19 protein-coding genes are annotated in these 17,951 nt (G+C 70.0%); 3 read left to right on the top strand and 16 right to left on the bottom strand.

The window, feature by feature from the left end; all coding sequences use genetic code 11:
* Window positions 1-88: 88 nt before the first annotated feature.
* The 3 genes from glgX to RF645_RS08040 all read right to left on the bottom strand — a co-directional run bounded on the left by glgX (window position 89) and on the right by RF645_RS08040 (window position 4,570).
* On the bottom strand, window positions 89-2,284 hold the full coding sequence (glgX, locus tag RF645_RS08050; protein ID WP_006213469.1) for a glycogen debranching protein GlgX: 2,196 nt from the start codon (window positions 2,282-2,284) through the stop codon (window positions 89-91).
* A gap of 160 nt (window positions 2,285-2,444) precedes the next feature.
* Window positions 2,445-4,157, bottom strand: a complete 1,713-nt coding sequence (locus tag RF645_RS08045; protein ID WP_058871795.1) for an NAD(P)H-hydrate epimerase — start codon at window positions 4,155-4,157, stop codon at window positions 2,445-2,447.
* Window positions 4,157-4,570: a holo-ACP synthase gene (locus tag RF645_RS08040; protein WP_058871796.1), complete on the bottom strand. Its 414-nt coding sequence runs from the start codon at window positions 4,568-4,570 to the stop codon at window positions 4,157-4,159. Before RF645_RS08040 ends, RF645_RS08045 begins: the two co-directional genes overlap by 1 nt.
* Before the next feature lie 104 nt (window positions 4,571-4,674).
* Between RF645_RS08040 and coaA the strand changes: the two genes are divergently transcribed.
* The 3 genes from coaA (at window position 4,675) to mscL (ending at window position 6,990) form a co-directional block, all read left to right on the top strand.
* Window positions 4,675-5,631, top strand: coding sequence for a type I pantothenate kinase (gene coaA / locus RF645_RS08035; RefSeq protein ID WP_006213473.1), 957 nt, complete (start codon window positions 4,675-4,677; stop codon window positions 5,629-5,631).
* 45 nt (window positions 5,632-5,676) lie between these two features.
* Entirely contained in the window at window positions 5,677-6,429 is a 753-nt protein-coding gene (locus RF645_RS08030) for a M15 family metallopeptidase (protein WP_006213474.1), read from the top strand.
* Window positions 6,430-6,549: 120 nt separating this feature from the next.
* Entirely contained in the window at window positions 6,550-6,990 is a 441-nt protein-coding gene (mscL, locus tag RF645_RS08025) for a large conductance mechanosensitive channel protein MscL (RefSeq protein WP_051990381.1), read from the top strand.
* Between the two features lie 229 nt (window positions 6,991-7,219).
* Here the strand turns inward: mscL and glmM are convergent, their stop codons facing one another.
* From glmM to RF645_RS07960, 13 genes are all read right to left on the bottom strand, one after another.
* Complete coding sequence (gene glmM / locus RF645_RS08020; protein WP_058871797.1) at window positions 7,220-8,572, bottom strand: phosphoglucosamine mutase; 1,353 nt, start codon at window positions 8,570-8,572, stop codon at window positions 7,220-7,222.
* A 253-nt stretch (window positions 8,573-8,825) separates the two neighbouring features.
* A complete protein-coding gene (gene rpsI, locus RF645_RS08015) occupies window positions 8,826-9,332 on the bottom strand; it encodes a 30S ribosomal protein S9 (RefSeq protein WP_024289940.1) in 507 nt (168 codons plus the stop codon).
* Between the two features lie 38 nt (window positions 9,333-9,370).
* Window positions 9,371-9,814, bottom strand: a complete 444-nt coding sequence (gene rplM, locus RF645_RS08010; protein ID WP_006213478.1) for a 50S ribosomal protein L13 — start codon at window positions 9,812-9,814, stop codon at window positions 9,371-9,373.
* 246 nt (window positions 9,815-10,060) lie between these two features.
* Window positions 10,061-10,984, bottom strand: a complete 924-nt coding sequence (gene truA, locus RF645_RS08005; protein WP_058871891.1) for a tRNA pseudouridine(38-40) synthase TruA — start codon at window positions 10,982-10,984, stop codon at window positions 10,061-10,063.
* Between the two features lie 232 nt (window positions 10,985-11,216).
* Complete coding sequence (gene rplQ / locus RF645_RS08000) at window positions 11,217-11,990, bottom strand: 50S ribosomal protein L17 (RefSeq protein ID WP_058871798.1); 774 nt, start codon at window positions 11,988-11,990, stop codon at window positions 11,217-11,219.
* 85 nt (window positions 11,991-12,075) lie between these two features.
* A complete protein-coding gene (locus RF645_RS07995; protein ID WP_006213481.1) occupies window positions 12,076-13,077 on the bottom strand; it encodes a DNA-directed RNA polymerase subunit alpha in 1,002 nt (333 codons plus the stop codon).
* A gap of 151 nt (window positions 13,078-13,228) precedes the next feature.
* Window positions 13,229-13,633 carry a 30S ribosomal protein S11 gene (gene rpsK, locus RF645_RS07990; RefSeq protein ID WP_006213482.1) on the bottom strand — a complete coding sequence of 135 codons (405 nt, stop codon included), beginning with the start codon at window positions 13,631-13,633 and terminating at the stop codon, window positions 13,229-13,231.
* Window positions 13,634-13,711: 78 nt separating this feature from the next.
* Window positions 13,712-14,080 (bottom strand): 30S ribosomal protein S13, encoded by a 369-nt coding sequence (gene rpsM, locus RF645_RS07985; protein ID WP_006213483.1) that lies wholly within the window; start codon window positions 14,078-14,080, stop codon window positions 13,712-13,714.
* 182 nt (window positions 14,081-14,262) lie between these two features.
* Complete coding sequence (gene rpmJ / locus RF645_RS07980) at window positions 14,263-14,376, bottom strand: 50S ribosomal protein L36 (RefSeq protein ID WP_006213484.1); 114 nt, start codon at window positions 14,374-14,376, stop codon at window positions 14,263-14,265.
* 61 nt (window positions 14,377-14,437) lie between these two features.
* On the bottom strand, window positions 14,438-14,659 hold the full coding sequence (infA, locus tag RF645_RS07975; RefSeq protein WP_006213485.1) for a translation initiation factor IF-1: 222 nt from the start codon (window positions 14,657-14,659) through the stop codon (window positions 14,438-14,440).
* Between the two features lie 275 nt (window positions 14,660-14,934).
* Window positions 14,935-16,095 carry a 23S rRNA (adenine(2503)-C(2))-methyltransferase RlmN gene (rlmN, locus tag RF645_RS07970; RefSeq protein ID WP_058871892.1) on the bottom strand — a complete coding sequence of 387 codons (1,161 nt, stop codon included), beginning with the start codon at window positions 16,093-16,095 and terminating at the stop codon, window positions 14,935-14,937.
* A 237-nt stretch (window positions 16,096-16,332) separates the two neighbouring features.
* Window positions 16,333-17,163 (bottom strand): type I methionyl aminopeptidase, encoded by an 831-nt coding sequence (gene map, locus RF645_RS07965; RefSeq protein ID WP_058871799.1) that lies wholly within the window; start codon window positions 17,161-17,163, stop codon window positions 16,333-16,335.
* Window positions 17,164-17,318: 155 nt separating this feature from the next.
* Window positions 17,319-17,882: an adenylate kinase gene (locus RF645_RS07960; protein WP_058871800.1), complete on the bottom strand. Its 564-nt coding sequence runs from the start codon at window positions 17,880-17,882 to the stop codon at window positions 17,319-17,321.
* Window positions 17,883-17,951 lie beyond the last annotated feature (69 nt).

Here is a 17,951-nt window from a genome sequence, read left to right as displayed (position 1 = left end):
CTGCTGCGGGTCCTGGGTGGGAGGGCCGGCCCCGATCGGTCGGGACCGGCCCCAGTCTCAGGCGAGCCGGGATCACCCGGCTCGCGGCTCACTCGTCCGGCTGGGCCTGGGACGCGTAGGCGGCGACGGAGGCCGCCACCGAGGTGTCCGGCTCGTCCTCGGGCTCATCCCACTGGCGCAGCACCACCATGGACTTGGCCTTGAGCACGAACTCCGTCGAGTGCGTGAGCACCGAGCCGTTGCCGTGCTCGCCGGCGGTGTCCAGCAGCTCCTCCCACGTGGATCCGTACTCGGCGGGCGGGAGGGTGCACGTGATGTCCTCCGGGGAGGAGTTGAACCACACCAGGAAGTCGACGTCGGTGATCTGGCGACCGCGGGCGTCCTTGCCTGCGATGCCATGGCCGTTGAGCCACATCCCGAGCGTGCGGGCCAGGGGCTCGTCCCAATCGGCCGGCGTCATGGCCGAGCCGTCGGTGCTGATCCAGGCGATGTCCGGCATGGGATCCTCGTCCGTGCGCTCGTCCATCTCGACCGGACGGCCGTCGAAGAACTGCGCGCGGCGGAACGTGGGGTGGTCCCGGCGCAGGTGGATCAGCGCGGAGGTGAACTCCATGAGCGGGACGTCGGCGGCGTCCCAGTCGATCCAGGAGATCTCGTTGTCCTGGCAGTACGTGTTGTTGTTGCCGCCCTGGCTGCGTCCGAGCTCGTCGCCGTGCAGGAGCATGGGGGTGCCCTGGGAGAGCATCAGCGTGGCGATGAAGTTGCGCTGCTGCCGTGCGCGCAGCGACAGGACGTCGGCGTCGTCCGTGGGGCCTTCCACACCGCAGTTCCAGGAGCGGTTGTGCGACTCGCCGTCGTTGTTGTCCTCGCCGTTGGCCTCGTTGTGCTTCTCGTTGTAGGACACGAGGTCGCGCAGCGTGAAGCCGTCGTGGGCCGTGACGAAGTTGATCGAGGCGAACGGACGGCGTCCGCTGTTCTCGTACAGGTCCGCCGAGCCCGTGATGCGGGAGGCGAACTCGCCCAGGGTCGAGGGCTCGCCGCGCCAGAAGTCCCGCACGGTGTCGCGGTACATGCCGTTCCACTCGGTCCACTGCGGCGGGAAGTTGCCCACCTGGTAGCCGCCGGGGCCGACGTCCCACGGCTCGGCGATCAGCTTGACCTGGGAGACGATCGGATCCTGTTGCACGAGCTCGAAGAAGGTCGAGAGCTTGTCGACGTCGTAGAACTCGCGAGCCAGGGTCGAGGCCAGATCGAAGCGGAAGCCGTCGACGTGCATATCGGTGACCCAGTAGCGCAGCGAGTCCATCATCAGCTGCAGCGCATGGGGGTGGCGCACGTTGAGCGAGTTACCGGTGCCCGTGTAGTCCATGTAGAACTTCGGGTTGTCCTCGACGGTGCGGTAGTAGGCGTTGTTGTCCACCCCGCGCATGGACAGCGTGGGCCCCAGGTGGTTGCCCTCCGCCGTGTGGTTGTAGACCACGTCCAGGATGACCTCGATGTTCGCCAGGTGCAGGGCGCGGACCATGGCCTTGAACTCCTGGACCTGCCCGCCGAGGGTCGAGGTCGAGCAGTAGTCGTGGTGCGGGGCGAAGAACGCGATGGTGTTGTAGCCCCAGTAGTTGCGCAGGCCCTTCTCCAGCAGCGTGGAGTCCTGCACGAACTCGTGCACCGGCATGAGCTCGATCGCGGTGATGCCGAGCTTCTTCAGATGCGAGATGGTCGCCGGGTGGGCCACGCCGGCATAGGTGCCGCGCTCGTTCTCCGGGATCTCGTCGAGCTGCTGCGTGAGCCCCTTGACGTGGGCCTCGTAGATCACGGACTTGTGGTATTCGCGCTTGGGCGGGCGATCGCCCTGCCACTCGAAGAACGGGTTGATCACCACGCCCTTCATCATCAGCTCGGCCGAGTCCTCGTCGTTGAAGGAGTCCTCGTCACCGAACTCGTAGGAGAACAGCGGCTGGCCCCACTCGCGCACGAAGCCGTCCACGGCCTTGGCGTAGGGATCCAGCAGCAGCTTGGAGGGGTTGCATCGCAGGCCCTGCGACGGGTCCCACGGGCCGTGCACGCGGTAGCCGTAGCGCTGACCGGGCTCGACGTTGGGCAGGAAGCAGTGCCAGACATAGCCGTCGACGGCCTCGACCTCGATGCGCTCCTCGGTGCCCTGGTCGTCGAACAGGCACAGCTCGACCTTCTCGGCGACCTCGGAGAACAGAGCGAAGTTGGTGCCCGTTCCGTCGAAGGTCGCCCCGAGGGGGTAAGCAGTTCCGGGCCAGACTTCGGTCACGACGATGATCTCCTGAAGGTGTAGGGGTTCGGGATCCGCCGCCTGACCCTCGAGGGACGCAGACGGAAAGGCCTCCCGGTGCGTCGGCGCACTGCACCGAGCCTAGCGCAGGTGCCGACATCAGGGCCGGACGGCCCCCGTCCGTTCGCGCTCGCCCCCCTCAGCTGCCCAGATCCGCCCCGGATCCCGCGTCCCCGCGGGTCAGGGCCGCGCGGATGTCCTCGGGGCGGCAGGGCTGCGGGCCCTCTCCTCCTCGCCGCGAGGCGCGCCCCTGCAGCACCACGGCCAGCGCCGCCAGCAGCGACCAGCGCCCGTCGCCTGCGAGCCGGTCGCGCAGACCGCCCCGCAGATGCTCGGGCAGCGGGCTGTCGGCCAGCCACGGGCCCAGGGCGCGCTCGAGCCGCTGCGGCTGGGCGGAGTCGTGGGCCAGCAGCGTTCCGAGCATGCCGGCCAGGCAGTCCCCGGAGCCGGCGGTGGCCAGCCACGGGCTGCCGTCTCCGGCCGTCAGGACGCAGGATGCGCCGTCCCGGTCGTCGTCCGGATCCGGCGCGCCCTCCGCGGTGCTCGGAGCCGCGACGGTCGTGGTGGCGCCCTTGAGCACGACGGTGGCCCCGGTCGCCCGGGCGGCCGTTCGCGCCCAGTGCACGGGGTCCGCCTCGATCTGCTCGCGCTCGGCAGCCGCGACGCCCTCCGGAAGACGGTCCCAGGCCTCGCACCAGCGCAGCAGCTCGGCCAGCTCGCCTGCGTGCGGGGTGAGCACGATCCACGGCCGCAGCCGCGTGTCGGCCAGGCTGCGCCCGGCGATCTCCAGGGCTCCGGCATCGAGCACCGCAGGGATCCTGCGCTGCAGCGCTTCGGCCAGCGCCTGCTCGCAGCGCTGCTGCTGCGCCTCGTCGACGGCGCCCGGGCCCGAGATCCAGGCCTGCACATGCTCGTCGGCGGGGGCGCCATCGGAGACCACGGCCTCGGGGCTCGTCAGGTTGACCATCCTGCGCGTGGACTCATCGCCCAGGTAGCGGACCATGCCGGTCCCGGCGGCCAGCGCCGAGCGCACCGTCAGCAGAGCGGCCCCCGGGTAATCCTCGGACCCGGCCACGATCCCGACGACGCCGCGGGTGTACTTGTGGTCCGAGCCGACCGGGCGCGGCCACAGCGCCTCGAGATCGCGATCCTCGAGCCGCAGGACGTCCGGGGATCGCAGGTGCGCCTCGATGCCGATCGGCACGACCTCCACACGGCCGCACAGCCGATCGCCGGGGGCGGTGAGCTGGGCCGTCTTGGCCGCGCCGAAGGTCACGGTGGAGGCGGCGGGAAGCACAGGACCCTCGAGCGCCCCGCCGTCGGCGCTGAGCCCGGAGGGGACGTCGACGGCCACGACGACGGGCCCCTGCCCCCCTGCCTCCTGCGAGCGCTGGTCGAAGGATCGCGCGAGCTCGGCCATGGCACCGCGCAGCCCGCCGGAGGCCCCAGTGCCGAGCACCGCGTCGATCACCAGGTCCGCGCCGAGCAGCAGGTCCAGGGCCTGCTCCACGTGCTCGTCGTCCAGCGGCCATGCGTTCACCACTCCGCCGGCCTGCCGCAGAGCGCGAGCGCCGTCCTCGTGCAGCGAGTCGGCCGTGGGGATCGCCGTCACCGCCACACCGGCGCGGCGCAGCGCAGCGGCAGCCCAGAGCCCGTCCCCGCCGTTGTTGCCCTTGCCCGCCAGGACCACGGCGCGGGATCCGGCGACCCGCCCCCGACGAGTGCGCAGGAGGCGCCGGCAGTGCAGCTGCAGGCCGTGCGCGGCCACCGCCATCAGCGCCGGGCCCCTGCCCTGCTCGAGCAGCGGCTGCTCGGCCGTGCGCACGGCCTCTCCCGAGAACCCCGGGCGCATCACAGCACCGCCTCGGCGTCGTCGGGATCCGCCGAGCCGAGCGATTCCGGATCCGCTGAGCCCGTCGATTCGGCGATCACGTAGGCCATGGCCAGGCCTCCGTCGTGGGACATGCTCAGGTGCCACCGGTCGATCCCCTGACGGGCCGCCTCCCGTGCCACCGTGCCCTCGGTGCGCAGGATCGGGGCGCCCCATTCGGTCTTTTCGATCCAGCAGTGCTGCCAGATCATCCCGGGGGGAGCCTTCAGAGCCTTGGCGGCAGCCTCCTTGGCGGCAAAGCGCGCCGCAAGGGACTGCAGCGCCAGACCCCGCTCGCTCGGCACGAACAGCCGCTCGCGCAGTCTGGGCGTGCGCTCGAGCTGCCGCTCGAACCGCTGGATGTCCACCACGTCGATGCCGCTGCCGATGATCATGCGAGCCAGCCTAATCCCGATGCGCTGCCCCCGATCCTTCGCAGGAGGTCATCACGGACCGCCTGGATCGGGGTGCGCCGCCTCGGCGGACTACGATGGCGCCGATGAGCACAGCCCCCGGAATCCACCGACTGTCGCCGTTCGTCGAGCTCGACCGGCTGACGTGGTCGCGCCTGTCCGATGAGATCGAGCTGCCGCTGGATGAGGCGGAGATCGAGAGCCTGCGCGGCCTGGGAGATCATCTGGACGCCGACGAGGTGCGCGAGGTCTACCTCCCCCTGTCCCGGCTGCTCACCCTCTACGACACCGCCGCCACCGCGCTGAACAACTCGACCAATCAGTTCCTGGGCCAGGAGCACGCGCGCACCCCGTTCGTCATCGCGATCGCGGGGTCAGTGGCCGCCGGCAAGTCCACCACCGCCCGCCTGCTGCGCGAGCTCATGGCCCGGTGGCCGTCCACGCCCAACGTCCAGCTCGTGACGACCGACGGCTTCCTGCACCCCAACGCCGAGCTCGAGCGCCGGGGCCTGATGCACCGCAAGGGCTTCCCGGAGTCCTACGACCGTCGGGCGCTGCTGCGGTTCGTGGCCGAGATCAAGTCCGGGGCGCTGGAGGTCCGGGCGCCCAAGTACTCGCACGTCACCTACGACATCCTCCCGGACGAGGAGGTCGTGGTCACCGCCCCGGACGTCGTGATCATCGAGGGCCTCAATGTGCTGGCCCCCGCCAAGATCGGGCCCGATGACCGCGCGGCCCTGGCCCTGAGCGACTTCTTCGACGTCTCCATCTACGTCGACGCCCGGACCCAGGACATCGAGCGCTGGTACGTGGAGCGCTTCCAGCAGCTGCGACACGGCGCCTTCGCCGACCCGGACTCCTATTTCCACCGCTATGCGAGCCTCTCCGACGAGGAGGCCGAGGAGGTCGCCACCGACATCTGGCGCCGCATCAACGAGCCGAACCTGGTCCGCAACGTCCGGCCCACCCGCGGCCGAGCGCAGCTGATCCTCTCCAAGGACTCGGACCACTCGATCCGCCGCGTCCTGCTGCGCAAGAACTGACCCCCCGAACATCCGCACCGCGCCCCCGAGCATCGGAGCCCGATCATGACCACCCCCCTCCCCCGCCGCCTGGCCGCCTCCGTCACCCTGCTGGGCCTTCTGGGCCTCTCGGCATGCGGATCCGAGCAGCCGCAGGAGGACTCCAGCAGCTCCGCCGCCGCGGACTCCGCCCAGAGCGGCGGCGCGGAGGCAGAGGCTGAATCCGGCGCGGCCGCCGTGTCCGACGCCGACGTCGACACCTCCACCTCGACCGATGTGGTCGTCAACAAGGCGCGCCCGCTGGATCCGGAGGACTACGCCCCGGAGCCGCTCGAGGACATCGAGGGCCAGCAGCTGCGCGAGGACGCAGCCGGAGCCGCCCAGCAGATGCTCTCGGACATGCGAGACGAGGGCATCACCGTGAGCATCACCTCGGCCTACCGCCCCTACGACGAGCAGGTCACCACCTATCAGCACTGGGTCGACGTCAACGGCCAGGAGACCGCCGACACCATCTCGGCCCGCCCCGGGCACTCGGAGCACCAGACGGGTCTGGTCATGGACATCGCCGACGGCTCCGGCTGCGACCTGCAGGAGTGCTTCGCCGACACGGCAGCGGCCCAGTGGGCCGCCGAGCACGCGCAGGACTACGGATTCGTGCTGCGCTACCCCCAGGACGGCGAGGACGTCACGGGCTACGCCTACGAGCCCTGGCACTTCCGCTACATCGGCGAGGAGCGCGCCCAGGAGTTCGCCGACTCCGGAGCTGCCACGCTCGAGGAGTTCTACGGAACGGGCCCCGCACCGGACTACTCCTGACGCCCCAGGTCACGACGGGGTCGCGACCGGAGAGCAGTGTGACGTAAATCACCATCTGAGATCCGAGAAAAAGCTTCCCGGCAACAGGTTGACACGTCCTTCACCGCTACTGTTGCTGTCATGCTTCAGGGTTTCAAGGAATTCATCATGAAGGGCAACGTCATCGACCTTGCCGTCGCCGTCATCGTGGGCGGCGCGTTCGCCCCCGTCATCTCCACGCTCGTGGACTCGGTCATCATGCCGCTGATCTCGGGCCTGATCGGGTTCCCCAACTTCGATCAGTTCCTGGCCATCCAGGTCAACGGCACCGAGAACTACGTCCGCCTGGGCGCGTGGCTCACCGTCATCGTCAACTTCCTCATCATCGCCGCGGCCCTCTACTTCGTGGTCGTCATGCCGATGAACAAGATGATCGAGCGCCGCAACCTGCGCCTCGGCATCAACCCGGACGAGGAGGAGGTCGACCCGCAGGTCGCCCTGCTCACCGAGATCCGCGACGCGCTCGTCCCGGGCGCCGGCCAGGCCGAGAGCGTCTCGCCCAAGGACACGCCGTCCGTCTGAGCCCCACAGGCTCCACCACCCCCATTCACCTCATGATCTGAGAGCACAGCGCCGGGCGGCGCTGGGAGAGAGAAGAAGGCCCCTGCCGCGACTCGCGGCAGGGGCCTTGTTCTGCGCTCGGAGCCGCTGATCAGAAGCAGGAGGCGCCCCGACGGGCGATGCCGTCGGGGCTCCTCCTCATCCTGCGCCGCCGCTTCAGTCGAGCAGGCAGCGGGTCTCAGCCGGGGCTTCAGCCCAGGGCGAGCCGCTGCCGCACGACCTCGGCCAGCGCGGTGGCCTCCTCGTCGGCCTGCTCCTGCGTGGCGGCCTCGACCATCACGCGCACCACGGGCTCGGTTCCGGAGGGACGCAGCAGCACACGGCCGGTCTCCCCCAGTCGCTTCTCCGACTCCGCCACGGCCTCCGCCACGCCCTCGTCGGTCGAGGCGGCGGAGCGGTCCACGCCCTTCACGTTCAGCAGACGCTGCGGCAGGCGGGTCATGACCGTGCCCAGCTCGGACAGCGGCAGGCCGGTCCCCGCCACCTGAGAGGCCAGCATGAGGCCGGTGAGCAGGCCGTCGCCGGTCGTAGCCCAGTCCGCCATGATCACGTGACCGGACTGCTCGCCGCCCAGGTTGAAGCCGTGCTCGACCATGGCCTCGAGGACGTAGCGGTCCCCGACCTTGGTCTCGACGATCCGGATGCCGCGCTCCTGCAGGGCGAGCTTGAGACCCAGGTTGGACATCACCGTCACCACCAGGGTGTCGTCCTTCAGGCGCCCGGCCTGGTGCATGGCCACCGCCAGGATGCCCATGATCTGGTCGCCGTCGATCTCCTGCCCCTGGGCGTCCACGGCCAGGCAGCGATCGGCGTCGCCGTCATGGGCGATGCCGAGATCCGCCCCGTGGGCCACCACGGCCTCCTTCAGCGGCCCCAGGTGCGTCGAGCCCACGCCGTCGTTGATGTTGAGGCCGTCCGGCTGGGCGCCGATCACGACCAGCTCGGCCCCGGCATCGCGGAACGCGTCCGGAGACGGACCGGAGGCGGCGCCGTGGGCGCAGTCCAGAACGATCTTCAGCCCCTCGAGGCGGTGCGGGATGGCCGCGACCAGGTGCATCACGTAGCGGTCCTCGGCGTCGGTGAGGGTGCGGATGCGTCCCACCCCGGCGCCGGTGGGCCGACGGAAGTCCTTGGCGTCGTAGACGGCCTGGATCCGGTCCTCCACGGCGTCCGGCAGCTTCTTGCCGCCGGCGGCCAGGAACTTGATCCCGTTGTCCGGGGCCGGGTTGTGCGAGGCGGAGATCATCACGCCGAAGTCCGCCTCGGTGTCGCCCACCAGGTAGGCCAGCGCCGGGGTCGGCACGGTGCCGGCGTCCTCGACGTCGACGCCTGAGGCCGCGAGCCCGGCGGCTACGGCCGCACCCAGGAACTCGCCCGAGGCCCGGCCGTCCCGGGCGAGCACAGCCCTGGGACGGCGGCCATCAGCCGCATGGTCGTGGCCCAGCACGATGGCCGCTGCCTGAGAGAGGTCCAGGGCCATGTCTGCCGTGAGCAGCTCATTGGCCAGACCGCGTACGCCGTCGGTTCCGAAGATTCGTGTCATCGATCCAACATCCTAGGCCCGTGGGCCGCGCTGACGCATTCCATCCACCACATGCGGGGTCGTGGCTCGGCTGGACACTGGGCCCGGGTCTCGCCGCCGACGAGTCGCAGCGGCGCGGACAGCCGCCGAGGAGTCCCGTCGCAGGCGCCCTGTCGACGCGACAGCGCCCCGCCGCTGACGGACGATGTCCGTGTGCGACGGGGCGCTGGGGCAGGCAGTCCCGATCAGTCGGGAGCTGCGCAGAGGCGCTGGATCAGCGCTTGGAGTACTGCGGGGCCTTGCGGGCCTTCTTGAGGCCTGCCTTCTTGGACTCGATGACGCGGGCGTCACGGGTCAGGAAGCCTGCCTTCTTGAGGGTCGAGCGGTTGTGCTCCGCGTCGATCTCGTTGAGCGCGCGGGCGACGCCCAGGCGCATGGCACCGGCCTGGCCGGAGGGGCCGCCGCCGTGCACCAGCGCGATGACGTCGTAGGCGCCCTGCAGGTCCAGCAGCGTGAAGGGGTCGTTGACCTCCTGCTGGTGCAGCTTGTTGGGGAAGTACTCCTCCAGCGTGCGGCCGTTGATCTTCCACTGGCCGGAGCCGGGGATCAGGCGGACGCGAGCGACAGCCTCCTTGCGGCGGCCGGTGCCCTGGCCGGGGACGGTCAGCGCCGGACGCTCGGTGGCGACGGCGGACTCGGCGGCTGCGCCGGTGGACTCGGAGGTGTAGGAGGTCAGCTCCTCACCGTCCTGCGCGAACTGCTCATCAGTATTCTGAGCCACGATGTTCTCCTTGTGTCAGTCGTTCTCGTAGGCCCGGATTACTGGGCGACCTGGTTGAACTCGAAGGTCTTGGGCTTGTTCGCACCGTGCGGGTGCTCCGGGCCGGCGTAGACCTTGAGCTTGGACAGCTGCTGAGCCGCCAGCTTGTTCTTGGGGAGCATGCCCTTGATGGCCTTCTCGACCGCACGCTCGGGGCTCTTGGCGAGCAGCTCGGCGTAGGTGGTCGCGGTGAGGCCGCCGGGGTGGTTCGAGTGGCGGTACGCGATCTTCTTCTGCAGCTTGTCGCCGGTGAGGGCGACCTTGTCCGCATTGACGACGATCACGAAATCGCCGGTGTCGACGTGAGGGGCGTAGGTGGCCTTGTGCTTGCCGCGCAGCAGGACTGCCGCGTGGCTGGCCAGACGGCCCAGGACGACGTCGGTCGCGTCGATGACGTACCAGTCACGCTGGACGTCACCGGGCTTCGGGGTATACGTGCGCACGTTGATCTGCCTTCGTTCGATGAAGAGTGGCCCTGAGTTGGGGTCAGGGGCCGGGTTCCGTGTGCCTCCGGGGCTCGGGTGAGGGCCGAGCAGCATCCGGGTCCCCAGAACCTCAGCGCACCAGATCGCCCTGTGTCCTGCAACTGGACGGCGGATCCGGGTACACGTGAACCGAGGCGGGACACGCACAACAGCAGGCCACCCTACCCGAAGCGGCCGTCCGTTTCCACCGGGGCCGGCCGCGGCTCAGTCCCCTTCCCGACGCGCTCGCGTGAGCCGGGCTCGCTGCGCCAGCTGCGAGTCCTCCGGATACACGACCTCCTCCAGGACGAGCCCCTGGGCAGGCGCCAGCAGCGTCTCGGAGGACCGGGACCGCTCCTCCAGCCTGTCCCGCAGCCAGGAGGAGGGCCGCTCGCCCTTGCCCACCCGGACCATCGAGCCGACGATCGAGCGGACCATCGAGTGGCAGAAGGCATCGGCGCGCAGCTCGACCTCGAGCAGACCGCTGTCGGTGCGCCGCAGGGAGATCTCCTGCAGCTCCCGGATGGTGGTCGCCCCCGTCCGGGGGCGGCAGAAGCTCAGGAAGTCGTGCAGCCCCGGAAGCGGCTCGACGGCCTCCCGCATGGCGGTCTCGTCCAGCCGATGATCGAGGGCCCAGGTGGACTTCCGGGTCAGCGGGTCGTGGCCGGCCGCTCCGTCGTCGATCCGGTACACGTAGCGCCGCGCGACCGCCGAGAATCGGGCGTCGAAGCCCTCGGGGGCGGGTCTGGCTCGTCGCACGACGATCGCCCCCGGGATCTCCGGAAGCCCCCGTCGGCGCCTGTCGGAGCCCAGGATCCGGCTCAGGCCTCCGGCCAGGCGCCGCTCCAGTCCGTCCGGTCGCGGACCCTCCCGACCGCTGAGCACCCGCATCGCCTGCTCCCCGGTGAGATCGGCATGGGCGACCTGCCCGCGGGCGTGCACACCGGCATCGGTGCGTCCTGCCACCACGAGCCGGGCCGGAGCGCGCACGACCAGCTCCAGGGCAGCCTCCAGGCTGCCCTGGACCGTCTCCAGCCCGGGCTGCACAGCCCAGCCCGCGAACGGCGTGCCGTCGTAGGCCAGGTCCAGGCGGAAGCGCACCGCCTCGGCGGCGCCCGCCCTTGCTGGGCTCTGCATCTGCGTGCTCATCGCCTCGCCTCCCTCATCCGTCGTCGATCGATTGCCGCGCACCTGGGTGGTTCACCGGGGCGGATCCTTCAGCCCCGGCAGCGTCCTGTGCGGGATCGCTGCCCGACCAGCGCACGGCCCGGCTGCTGTCGCAGTCGGCCCTGCGGAAATGCGAAAGCCGCCGTGCGGATGCGCAGGCATCCGCACGGCGGCCGTCGTCGGCCCGAGACCCGAGAGCCTCAGAGCCCGAAGATCACTCGCCGTCGATCTTCTGGGCGGCTGCGCCGCCTGCCGGGGCGAACCCGGCGGCCTCGGCGTTGGCCTTGGTGTCGAACCAGACCTCGGCGCGGGTGGAGGCGTACCAGCGCGAGCCGGGCACGTGGAACTTCATGGAGTCCTTGTTGCCCTTGATGGTGAAGCCCTCGGGGGCCTCGCCGGACTCGAGCGGCTTGGCGGAGCCGGCGAACTCGTCGGCCTCGATGTCGCCGGAGGCCTGGGCCTCGGCATCCGCGGCGGCGGCGCTGACGCCGCCCTCCTCGGCCAGCGGGGTCGAGGGGTCGGACACGACGTCCTCGGCAGCAGCCGGCTCAGCGACAGCGGCCGGCTCAGCGGCCGGAGCCGCAGTGCGCGTGGCCGCCTCGGCCTCGGCGACGGTCGCCTTGGTGGCCACGGGCTCCATGACGAGCTCGATGACCGCCATGGGCGCGTTGTCGCCCTTGCGGTTGCCGATCTTGGTGATGCGGGTGTAGCCGCCCGGACGGTCCTCCATCGCCGAGGCGATGGTGGTGAACAGCTCGTGCACGACGGACTTGTCGGACAGCTGGCCCAGGACCTTGCGGCGGGCGTTGAGATCGCCCTTCTTGGCGGCGGTGATCAGGTTCTCGGCGTACGGGCGCACGCGACGAGCACGGGTCACCGTGGTGGTGACGCGCTTGTGCTCGAAGAGCTGCTGCGACAGGTTGCGCAGGATCAGGCGCTGGTGCGCCGGGCTGCCGCCGAGACGGGGTCCCTTGGTAGGTGCAGGCATGGTGATTGGTCTCCTGGAAGTGACTCAGCCGTTGCCGTCCGGCGCTCGGGGCGCGCGACGGTCCGGATGAGGAGAGGCGGAAGGATTACTGAACGTCGAACGGGTTCTCGTCGTCGATGGCCGCGGGCCGCGCGGCGGCCTCGAACCCGGGAGGCGAGTCCTTGAGGGCCAGACCCAGCTCCTGGAGCTTGGCCTTGACCTCGTCGATGGACTTCGCGCCGAAGTTGCGGATGTCCATGAGGTCCGCCTCGGAGCGGGTCACGAGCTCGCCCACGCTGTGGATCCCCTCGCGCTTGAGGCAGTTGTAGGAGCGCACCGTCAGCTCGAGATCCTCGATCGGAAGCGCCATGTCGGCGGACATGGCGGCGTCGGTCGGGGACGGGCCGATCTCGATGCCCTCCGCCTCGATATTGAGCTCGCGAGCCAGGCCGAACAGCTCCACCAGCGTGGTGCCGGCCGAGGCCATGGCATCGCGCGGGGAGATGGACTCCTTGGTCTCCACGTCCAGGACCAGGCGGTCGAAGTCCGTGCGCTGCTCGACACGGGTGGCCTCCACGCGGAAGGTCACCTTGAGCACCGGCGAGTAGATCGAGTCGACCGGGATGCGGCCGATCTCGGCATCCGCCAGCTTGTTCTGAGCGGCGGTGACGTAGCCGCGGCCGCGCTCGATGGTCAGCTCGAGGTTGAGGCTGGCCTTCGAGTTCAGCGTGGCGATCGGCAGACCCGGGTTGTGGATCTCGACCCCGGCCGGCACCTGGATGTCAGCGGCAGTGACCTCGGCGGGCCCCTGCTTGTTCAGGTACGCGGTGACGGGCTCGTCCTCCTCGGAGGACACGGCCAGCTTCTTGACGTTCAGGATGAGCTCGGTGACATCCTCCTTCACGCCCTCGATGGTCGAGAACTCGTGGAGGACGCCGTCCATGCGCACGCTGGTGACAGCGGCACCGGGGATCGACGAGAGCAGGGTGCGGCGAAGCGAGTTGCCGAGGGTGTAGCCGAAGCCGGGCTCCAGCGGCTCGATGGTGAACCGGGAGCGGTTGTCGGCCACGACCTCTTCGGAAAGGGCAGGACGCTGTGCAATGAGCACTGATGTTTCCTTTCGGCGTGCCTCCGCTATATGACGCACGCAGGTGGTGGAGCACTCTCTGGACGCTGCCGTCGGAATCGGGCCCGACGGCTGCGGAGGGCACGGCCGGCGCGAGGGGCGAGGCCCCGTCGCGGCTCAGCCGTGCCGGTGATCAGACGCGGCGGCGCTTCGGGGGGCGGCAGCCGTTGTGAGCGCTCGGGGTGACGTCCTGGATCGAGCCGACCTCGATGCCGGTGGCCTGCAGGGAGCGGATCGCGGTCTCGCGGCCGGATCCCGGGCCCTTCACGAAGACGTCGACCTTGCGGACGCCGTGCTCCTGCGCGCGCTTGGCAGCGGCCTCGGCGGCCATCTGAGCGGCGTACGGGGTCGACTTGCGGGAGCCGTTGAAGCCCATCTCGCCGGCCGAGGACCAGGAGAGGACCGCACCCGACGGGTCGGTGATGGTGACGATGGTGTTGTTGAACGTCGACTTGATGTGGGCCTGGCCCTGGGTGACGTTCTTCTTGTCCTTGCGACGCGGCTTGCGAGCGGCGGTCGCACGAGTCTTAGGGGGCATTTCTACTCCTGCTGCGTGGTGGTCTTCTGTGCATTCGGCGCGACGAGCGGTCGCACCGGTTCAGATCAGGTGAGCGCGTTACTTCTTCTTGCCGGCGACGGTGCGCTTGGGGCCCTTGCGGGTGCGAGCGTTCGTCTTGGTGCGCTGACCGTGCACAGGCAGACCGCGACGGTGGCGGATGCCCTGGTAGCTGCCGATCTCGACCTTGCGGCGGATGTCGGCGGCGACCTCGCGGCGGAGGTCGCCCTCGACCTTGAAGCTGCCCTCGATGAAGTCGCGCAGTGCGACCAGCTGGGAGTCGGTCAGGTCCTTGACCCGGACATCAGAGGGGATCTCGGTGGCCGCGAGGGCCTCCTTGGCGCGGGTCGGCCCGACGCCGTAGATGTACGTGAGTGCGATCACCACGCGCTTGTCGCGCGGAAGATCGACGCCTGCGAGACGTGCCATATCGGCTGTTCTCCTCGGTTCGTTCCGGAGGTCTGGAGCATCGCTGTCCATCGGTGGGCATGAGCCCTGTTCCGTGGTCCCCGGCCTCCGTGCCCGGGGGTGCCCGCCTGGATCTCTCCGGTCGGGAGCGGTGCCTCTGTCATCCGCCGCTGGTGCGGCGGATATCTCGCCTCAGGGCTGAATCAGCCCTGACGCTGCTTGTGGCGCGGGTTCTCGCAGATCACCATGACTCGTCCGTTGCGGCGAATCACCTTGCACTTCTCGCAGATCTGCTTCACGCTCGGCTGGACCTTCATCGCATTCCTTCGCGTTTGCTGGACGAATCGGCGCCGCCGGCAGGACCGACGACTCTCCGACTCACTTGTAGCGGTAGACGATCCGACCCCGTGAGAGGTCGTAGGGGCTCAGCTCCACCACCACACGGTCCTCCGGGAGGATCCTGATGTAGTGCTGGCGCATCTTTCCGGAGATGTGGGCCAGGACGATGTGGCCGTTGTCGAGCTCAACCCGGAACATTGCGTTCGGGAGCGCTTCGACCACGCCGCCTTCGATCTCGATGACTCCGTCTTTCTTAGCCATGTACTCCGCTCACTTCAGTGCCCGCTCCCGAAGGAGACGGGCGGGGTTCGGCTCTCTGTCTGCAGATCTCTGCTGCTTCCGGTCCCGCGCACGACAGCCGACGCCCGGGGGCGAGACAGGTGCGGGGCGATGTCCGGGCACGCAGAGGGATACGCAGACAACCAGCAGAAGACATTACGCTACTGCGGCCCTGTGGACAAGATGGTCCGGGGCCTCCTTCGGCCGCAGGAAGGGTGATCTCGATCCCTCCGGGCGGTCGCCCAGTGCTGCTCGGCTCAGCTCGCGGCGGCCAGCTGCCCGCAGGCGCCGTCGATGTCCGAGCCGCGGGTGTCGCGAACGGTCGTGGGGATGCCGTGGGCACGCAGGCGCTCGACGAAGTTCTGCTCCACGCCCCGGCGCGAGGCCGTCCACTTGGAGCCCGGGGTGGGGTTCAGCGGGATCGGGTTGACGTGGACCCAGCCTGCTCCGCGGGCGTTGAGCTTCTCCCCCAGCAGGTCGGCGCGCCAGCCCTGGTCGTTCATGTCCCGGATCAGGGCGTACTCGATGGACACACGCCGTCCGGTGGCATCGAAGTACTCACGGGCCGCGTCCAGCGCCTCGTCGACCTTCCACCGGTTGTTGATCGGGATGAGCTCGTCGCGCAGCTCGTCGTCCGGCGCGTGCAGGGACAGGGCGAGGGTGATCGGCAGGCCCTCGCGGGTGAACTTGCGCATGCCCGGCACGAGCCCGACGGTCGACATGGTCAGCCCGCGCGCCGAGATGCCCAGGCCCTCCGGCGCCGGGTCGATCAGGCGGTGGACCGCCTGCATGGTCGACTTGTAGTTGGCCAGGGCCTCCCCCATCCCCATGAAGACGATGTTCGAGACACGCTGCGGATCCTGCTCGCGGCGCCCGACCTCGCCGTCGCGGGTCATGCGGATGCCCTCGACCACCTGGCCCACGATCTCGGCGGCCGAGAGGTTGCGGGTCAGCCCCGCCTGCCCCGTCGCGCAGAACGGGCAGTTCATGCCGCAGCCGGCCTGGGATGAGATGCACATGGTCACACGGTTCGGATACCGCATGAGCACCGACTCCACGAGGGCTCCGTCGAAGAGCCGGTGCACGCGCTTGACGGTGTCTCCGCCGTCGGCCTTGAGCGTGCGCACGGTGCTGAGCAGCTCGGGCATGGTGTCGTGCACCAGCTGCTCGCGCCCGTCCTTGGGCAGATCGGTCATATCCGCCGGATCGGAGGCGAAGCGCTCGAAGTAGTGGCGCGAGAGCTGCTCGGCGCGGAAGGGCTTGTGCCCCATCTCCTTGAGCATCTCCCGGCGTCCTGCCATGTCCGTGTCGGCGAGATGGCGCGGAGGCTTGCCGCGACGGGCGGCCTGGAACACGAGCTGGCCCGGCACCGGGCGCGGGGTGTCCGCGGTGCCGGCATCCGGATCGGTCTGCTCCATGTCCACCGGCGGCTGGGCGGTCTCGACCTCCGAGATCTCGGTCTCGGCGTCATCTCCCAGGATCTGCGCCTCGTCGAGCTCCTCGACGGGGGCGATCGGCGTCTCGGGCCGACCCACGGTCGGATCCGGCAGCGGCTGGCTGGTCTGGCTCACGATGTCTCCAGGCCCCGGTGGGGCGGTGTCGGTTCTGCGGCGCGACCCGATCAGGGTCGCTCATGAGGGGAGGGGTGTGTCTTCTCAGCTGCCGGGGATCGGGACGGGCGTGACGCCCAGGGGCTCGAGCTCGGAGGCACCGCCGTCCTCGGCGGTCAGCACCCACAGCCCGCCGCGGTGGATCGCCACGGAGTGCTCCCACTGGCTGGCGCGGCCGCCGTCGTCGGTGACCACGGTCCAGTCATCGGACAGGGTCGAGGTAGCGATGCCTCCGGTGACGAGCATGGGCTCGATGGCCAGGCACATGCCCGGCTTGAGCGCCGGCGAGCCGCCCGAGGCGCGGTAGTTGAGCACGTCCGGGGCCATGTGCATCTGCGAGCCGATGCCGTGGCCCACGTAGTCCTCCAGGATCCCCAGGCGCTGGCCCACGCGCTCGCGCACGTGGCCCTCGATCGCCGCGCCGATGTCGCCGACACGGGTTCCGGTGGCCGCCGCGGCGATGCCGCGCCACATGGCCTCGCGGGTCACGTCCGAGAGCAGCTGGTCCTCCTCCGACGGGTTGCCGAGGATCACGGTGCGGGCGGAGTCGCCGTTCCAGCCGTCGACGATCGCGCCGCCGTCGATCGAGAGGATGTCCCCCGTCTCCAGGACGCGCTCGCCCGGGATGCCGTGGACGACCTCCTCGTTGACGGACACGCAGACCGTCGCCGGGTAGCCGAAGTAGCCCAGGAAGTTGGACGTGGCCCCGTTGGCGGACAGCACCTCGCGGAAGGCGGCGTCGACGTCTGCCGTCGTGGCCCCCGGGCGTGCGGCGGCCACCGCGGCGTCGAGCGCGCGGGAGGTCACCACGCCGGCACGGACCATGCCGCACAGCTGCTCATCGGTCTTGTACTCGATCTTGCGGCGGCCGAACATGCCGCCCCCTCTCTTCTCGGGCAGTGCGCAGGGCCGGTGCTCGCGGCACCGGCCCTGCGCTGTCGTGCGACCCCGCTGGGGCCATGGTGGTCTCCGCCGCGCCGCGCACCCATGAGTGCATCATGGTCCCGGAGGCTGCGCCGTCCGGCGGCGGATCAGGCCAGGGCCTGAGCGATCCGCTCGGTGACCTCGTCGATCGTGCCGAGGCCGTCGACCTCGGTGACCAAGCCGCGGTCGGCGTAGAGGCCGATCACCGGGGCGGTCTCGCGGTCGTAGACGTCCAGTCGGTGCCGGATGACGTCCTCGGTGTCATCCGTGCGGCCCTGCTCCTGGGCGCGGTTGAGCAGTCGCGCGACCAGCTCGTCCCGATCCGCGGTCAGCTGCAGGACGACATCCAGCTGGGTGCCGGACTCCTGCAGGATGCGGTCGAGCTCCTCCGCCTGGGCGGTGTTGCGCGGGTAGCCGTCGAGCAGGAAGCCCTCAGCGCAGTCCTCCCACGACAGCCGATCGCGCACCATGCGGTTGGTCACGGAGTCCGGGACCAGGTTGCCGGCATCGGTGTAGGACTGGGCCTCCTTGCCGAGCTCGGTGCCGCCGCGGATGTTCTCCCGGAAGATGTCCCCGGTCGAGATGGCCGGGATCCCCAGGCGCTCGGCGATGCGCACCGCCTGGGTGCCCTTGCCCGCACCGGGCGGGCCGATGATCAGCATGCGAGTCATGTGCTTCTCCTGATCTGGAGCGGATAGTGGATGGCTGCGCCGGGCCCGCTCTGCACGCCGACGTCAGCG

Source organism: Kocuria sp. CPCC 205260, assembly GCF_040981045.1.
Taxonomy (GTDB): Bacteria; Actinomycetota; Actinomycetes; order Actinomycetales; family Micrococcaceae; genus Kocuria; species Kocuria palustris.
This window is presented reverse-complemented; position numbering and strand designations above follow the sequence as displayed.

Coding starts and splice junctions, on each gene's coding strand:
- coaA (WP_006213473.1), top strand. CDS start 4,675: ATGAGCACAGCCCCCGGAATCCACCGACTGTCGCCGTTCGTCGAGCTC.
- RF645_RS08040 (WP_058871796.1), bottom strand. CDS start 4,570: ATGATCATCGGCAGCGGCATCGACGTGGTGGACATCCAGCGGTTCGAG.
- rpsM (WP_006213483.1), bottom strand. CDS start 14,080: ATGGCACGTCTCGCAGGCGTCGATCTTCCGCGCGACAAGCGCGTGGTG.
- rpmJ (WP_006213484.1), bottom strand. CDS start 14,376: ATGAAGGTCCAGCCGAGCGTGAAGCAGATCTGCGAGAAGTGCAAGGTG.
- RF645_RS08045 (WP_058871795.1), bottom strand. CDS start 4,157: ATGCGCCCGGGGTTCTCGGGAGAGGCCGTGCGCACGGCCGAGCAGCCG.
- truA (WP_058871891.1), bottom strand. CDS start 10,984: ATGAGCACGCAGATGCAGAGCCCAGCAAGGGCGGGCGCCGCCGAGGCG.
- rplQ (WP_058871798.1), bottom strand. CDS start 11,990: ATGCCTGCACCTACCAAGGGACCCCGTCTCGGCGGCAGCCCGGCGCAC.
- RF645_RS08030 (WP_006213474.1), top strand. CDS start 5,677: ATGACCACCCCCCTCCCCCGCCGCCTGGCCGCCTCCGTCACCCTGCTG.
- mscL (WP_051990381.1), top strand. CDS start 6,550: ATGCTTCAGGGTTTCAAGGAATTCATCATGAAGGGCAACGTCATCGAC.
- RF645_RS07960 (WP_058871800.1), bottom strand. CDS start 17,882: ATGACTCGCATGCTGATCATCGGCCCGCCCGGTGCGGGCAAGGGCACC.
- rlmN (WP_058871892.1), bottom strand. CDS start 16,095: ATGGAGCAGACCGATCCGGATGCCGGCACCGCGGACACCCCGCGCCCG.
- rpsK (WP_006213482.1), bottom strand. CDS start 13,633: ATGCCCCCTAAGACTCGTGCGACCGCCGCTCGCAAGCCGCGTCGCAAG.
- infA (WP_006213485.1), bottom strand. CDS start 14,659: ATGGCTAAGAAAGACGGAGTCATCGAGATCGAAGGCGGCGTGGTCGAA.
- glmM (WP_058871797.1), bottom strand. CDS start 8,572: ATGACACGAATCTTCGGAACCGACGGCGTACGCGGTCTGGCCAATGAG.
- map (WP_058871799.1), bottom strand. CDS start 17,163: ATGTTCGGCCGCCGCAAGATCGAGTACAAGACCGATGAGCAGCTGTGC.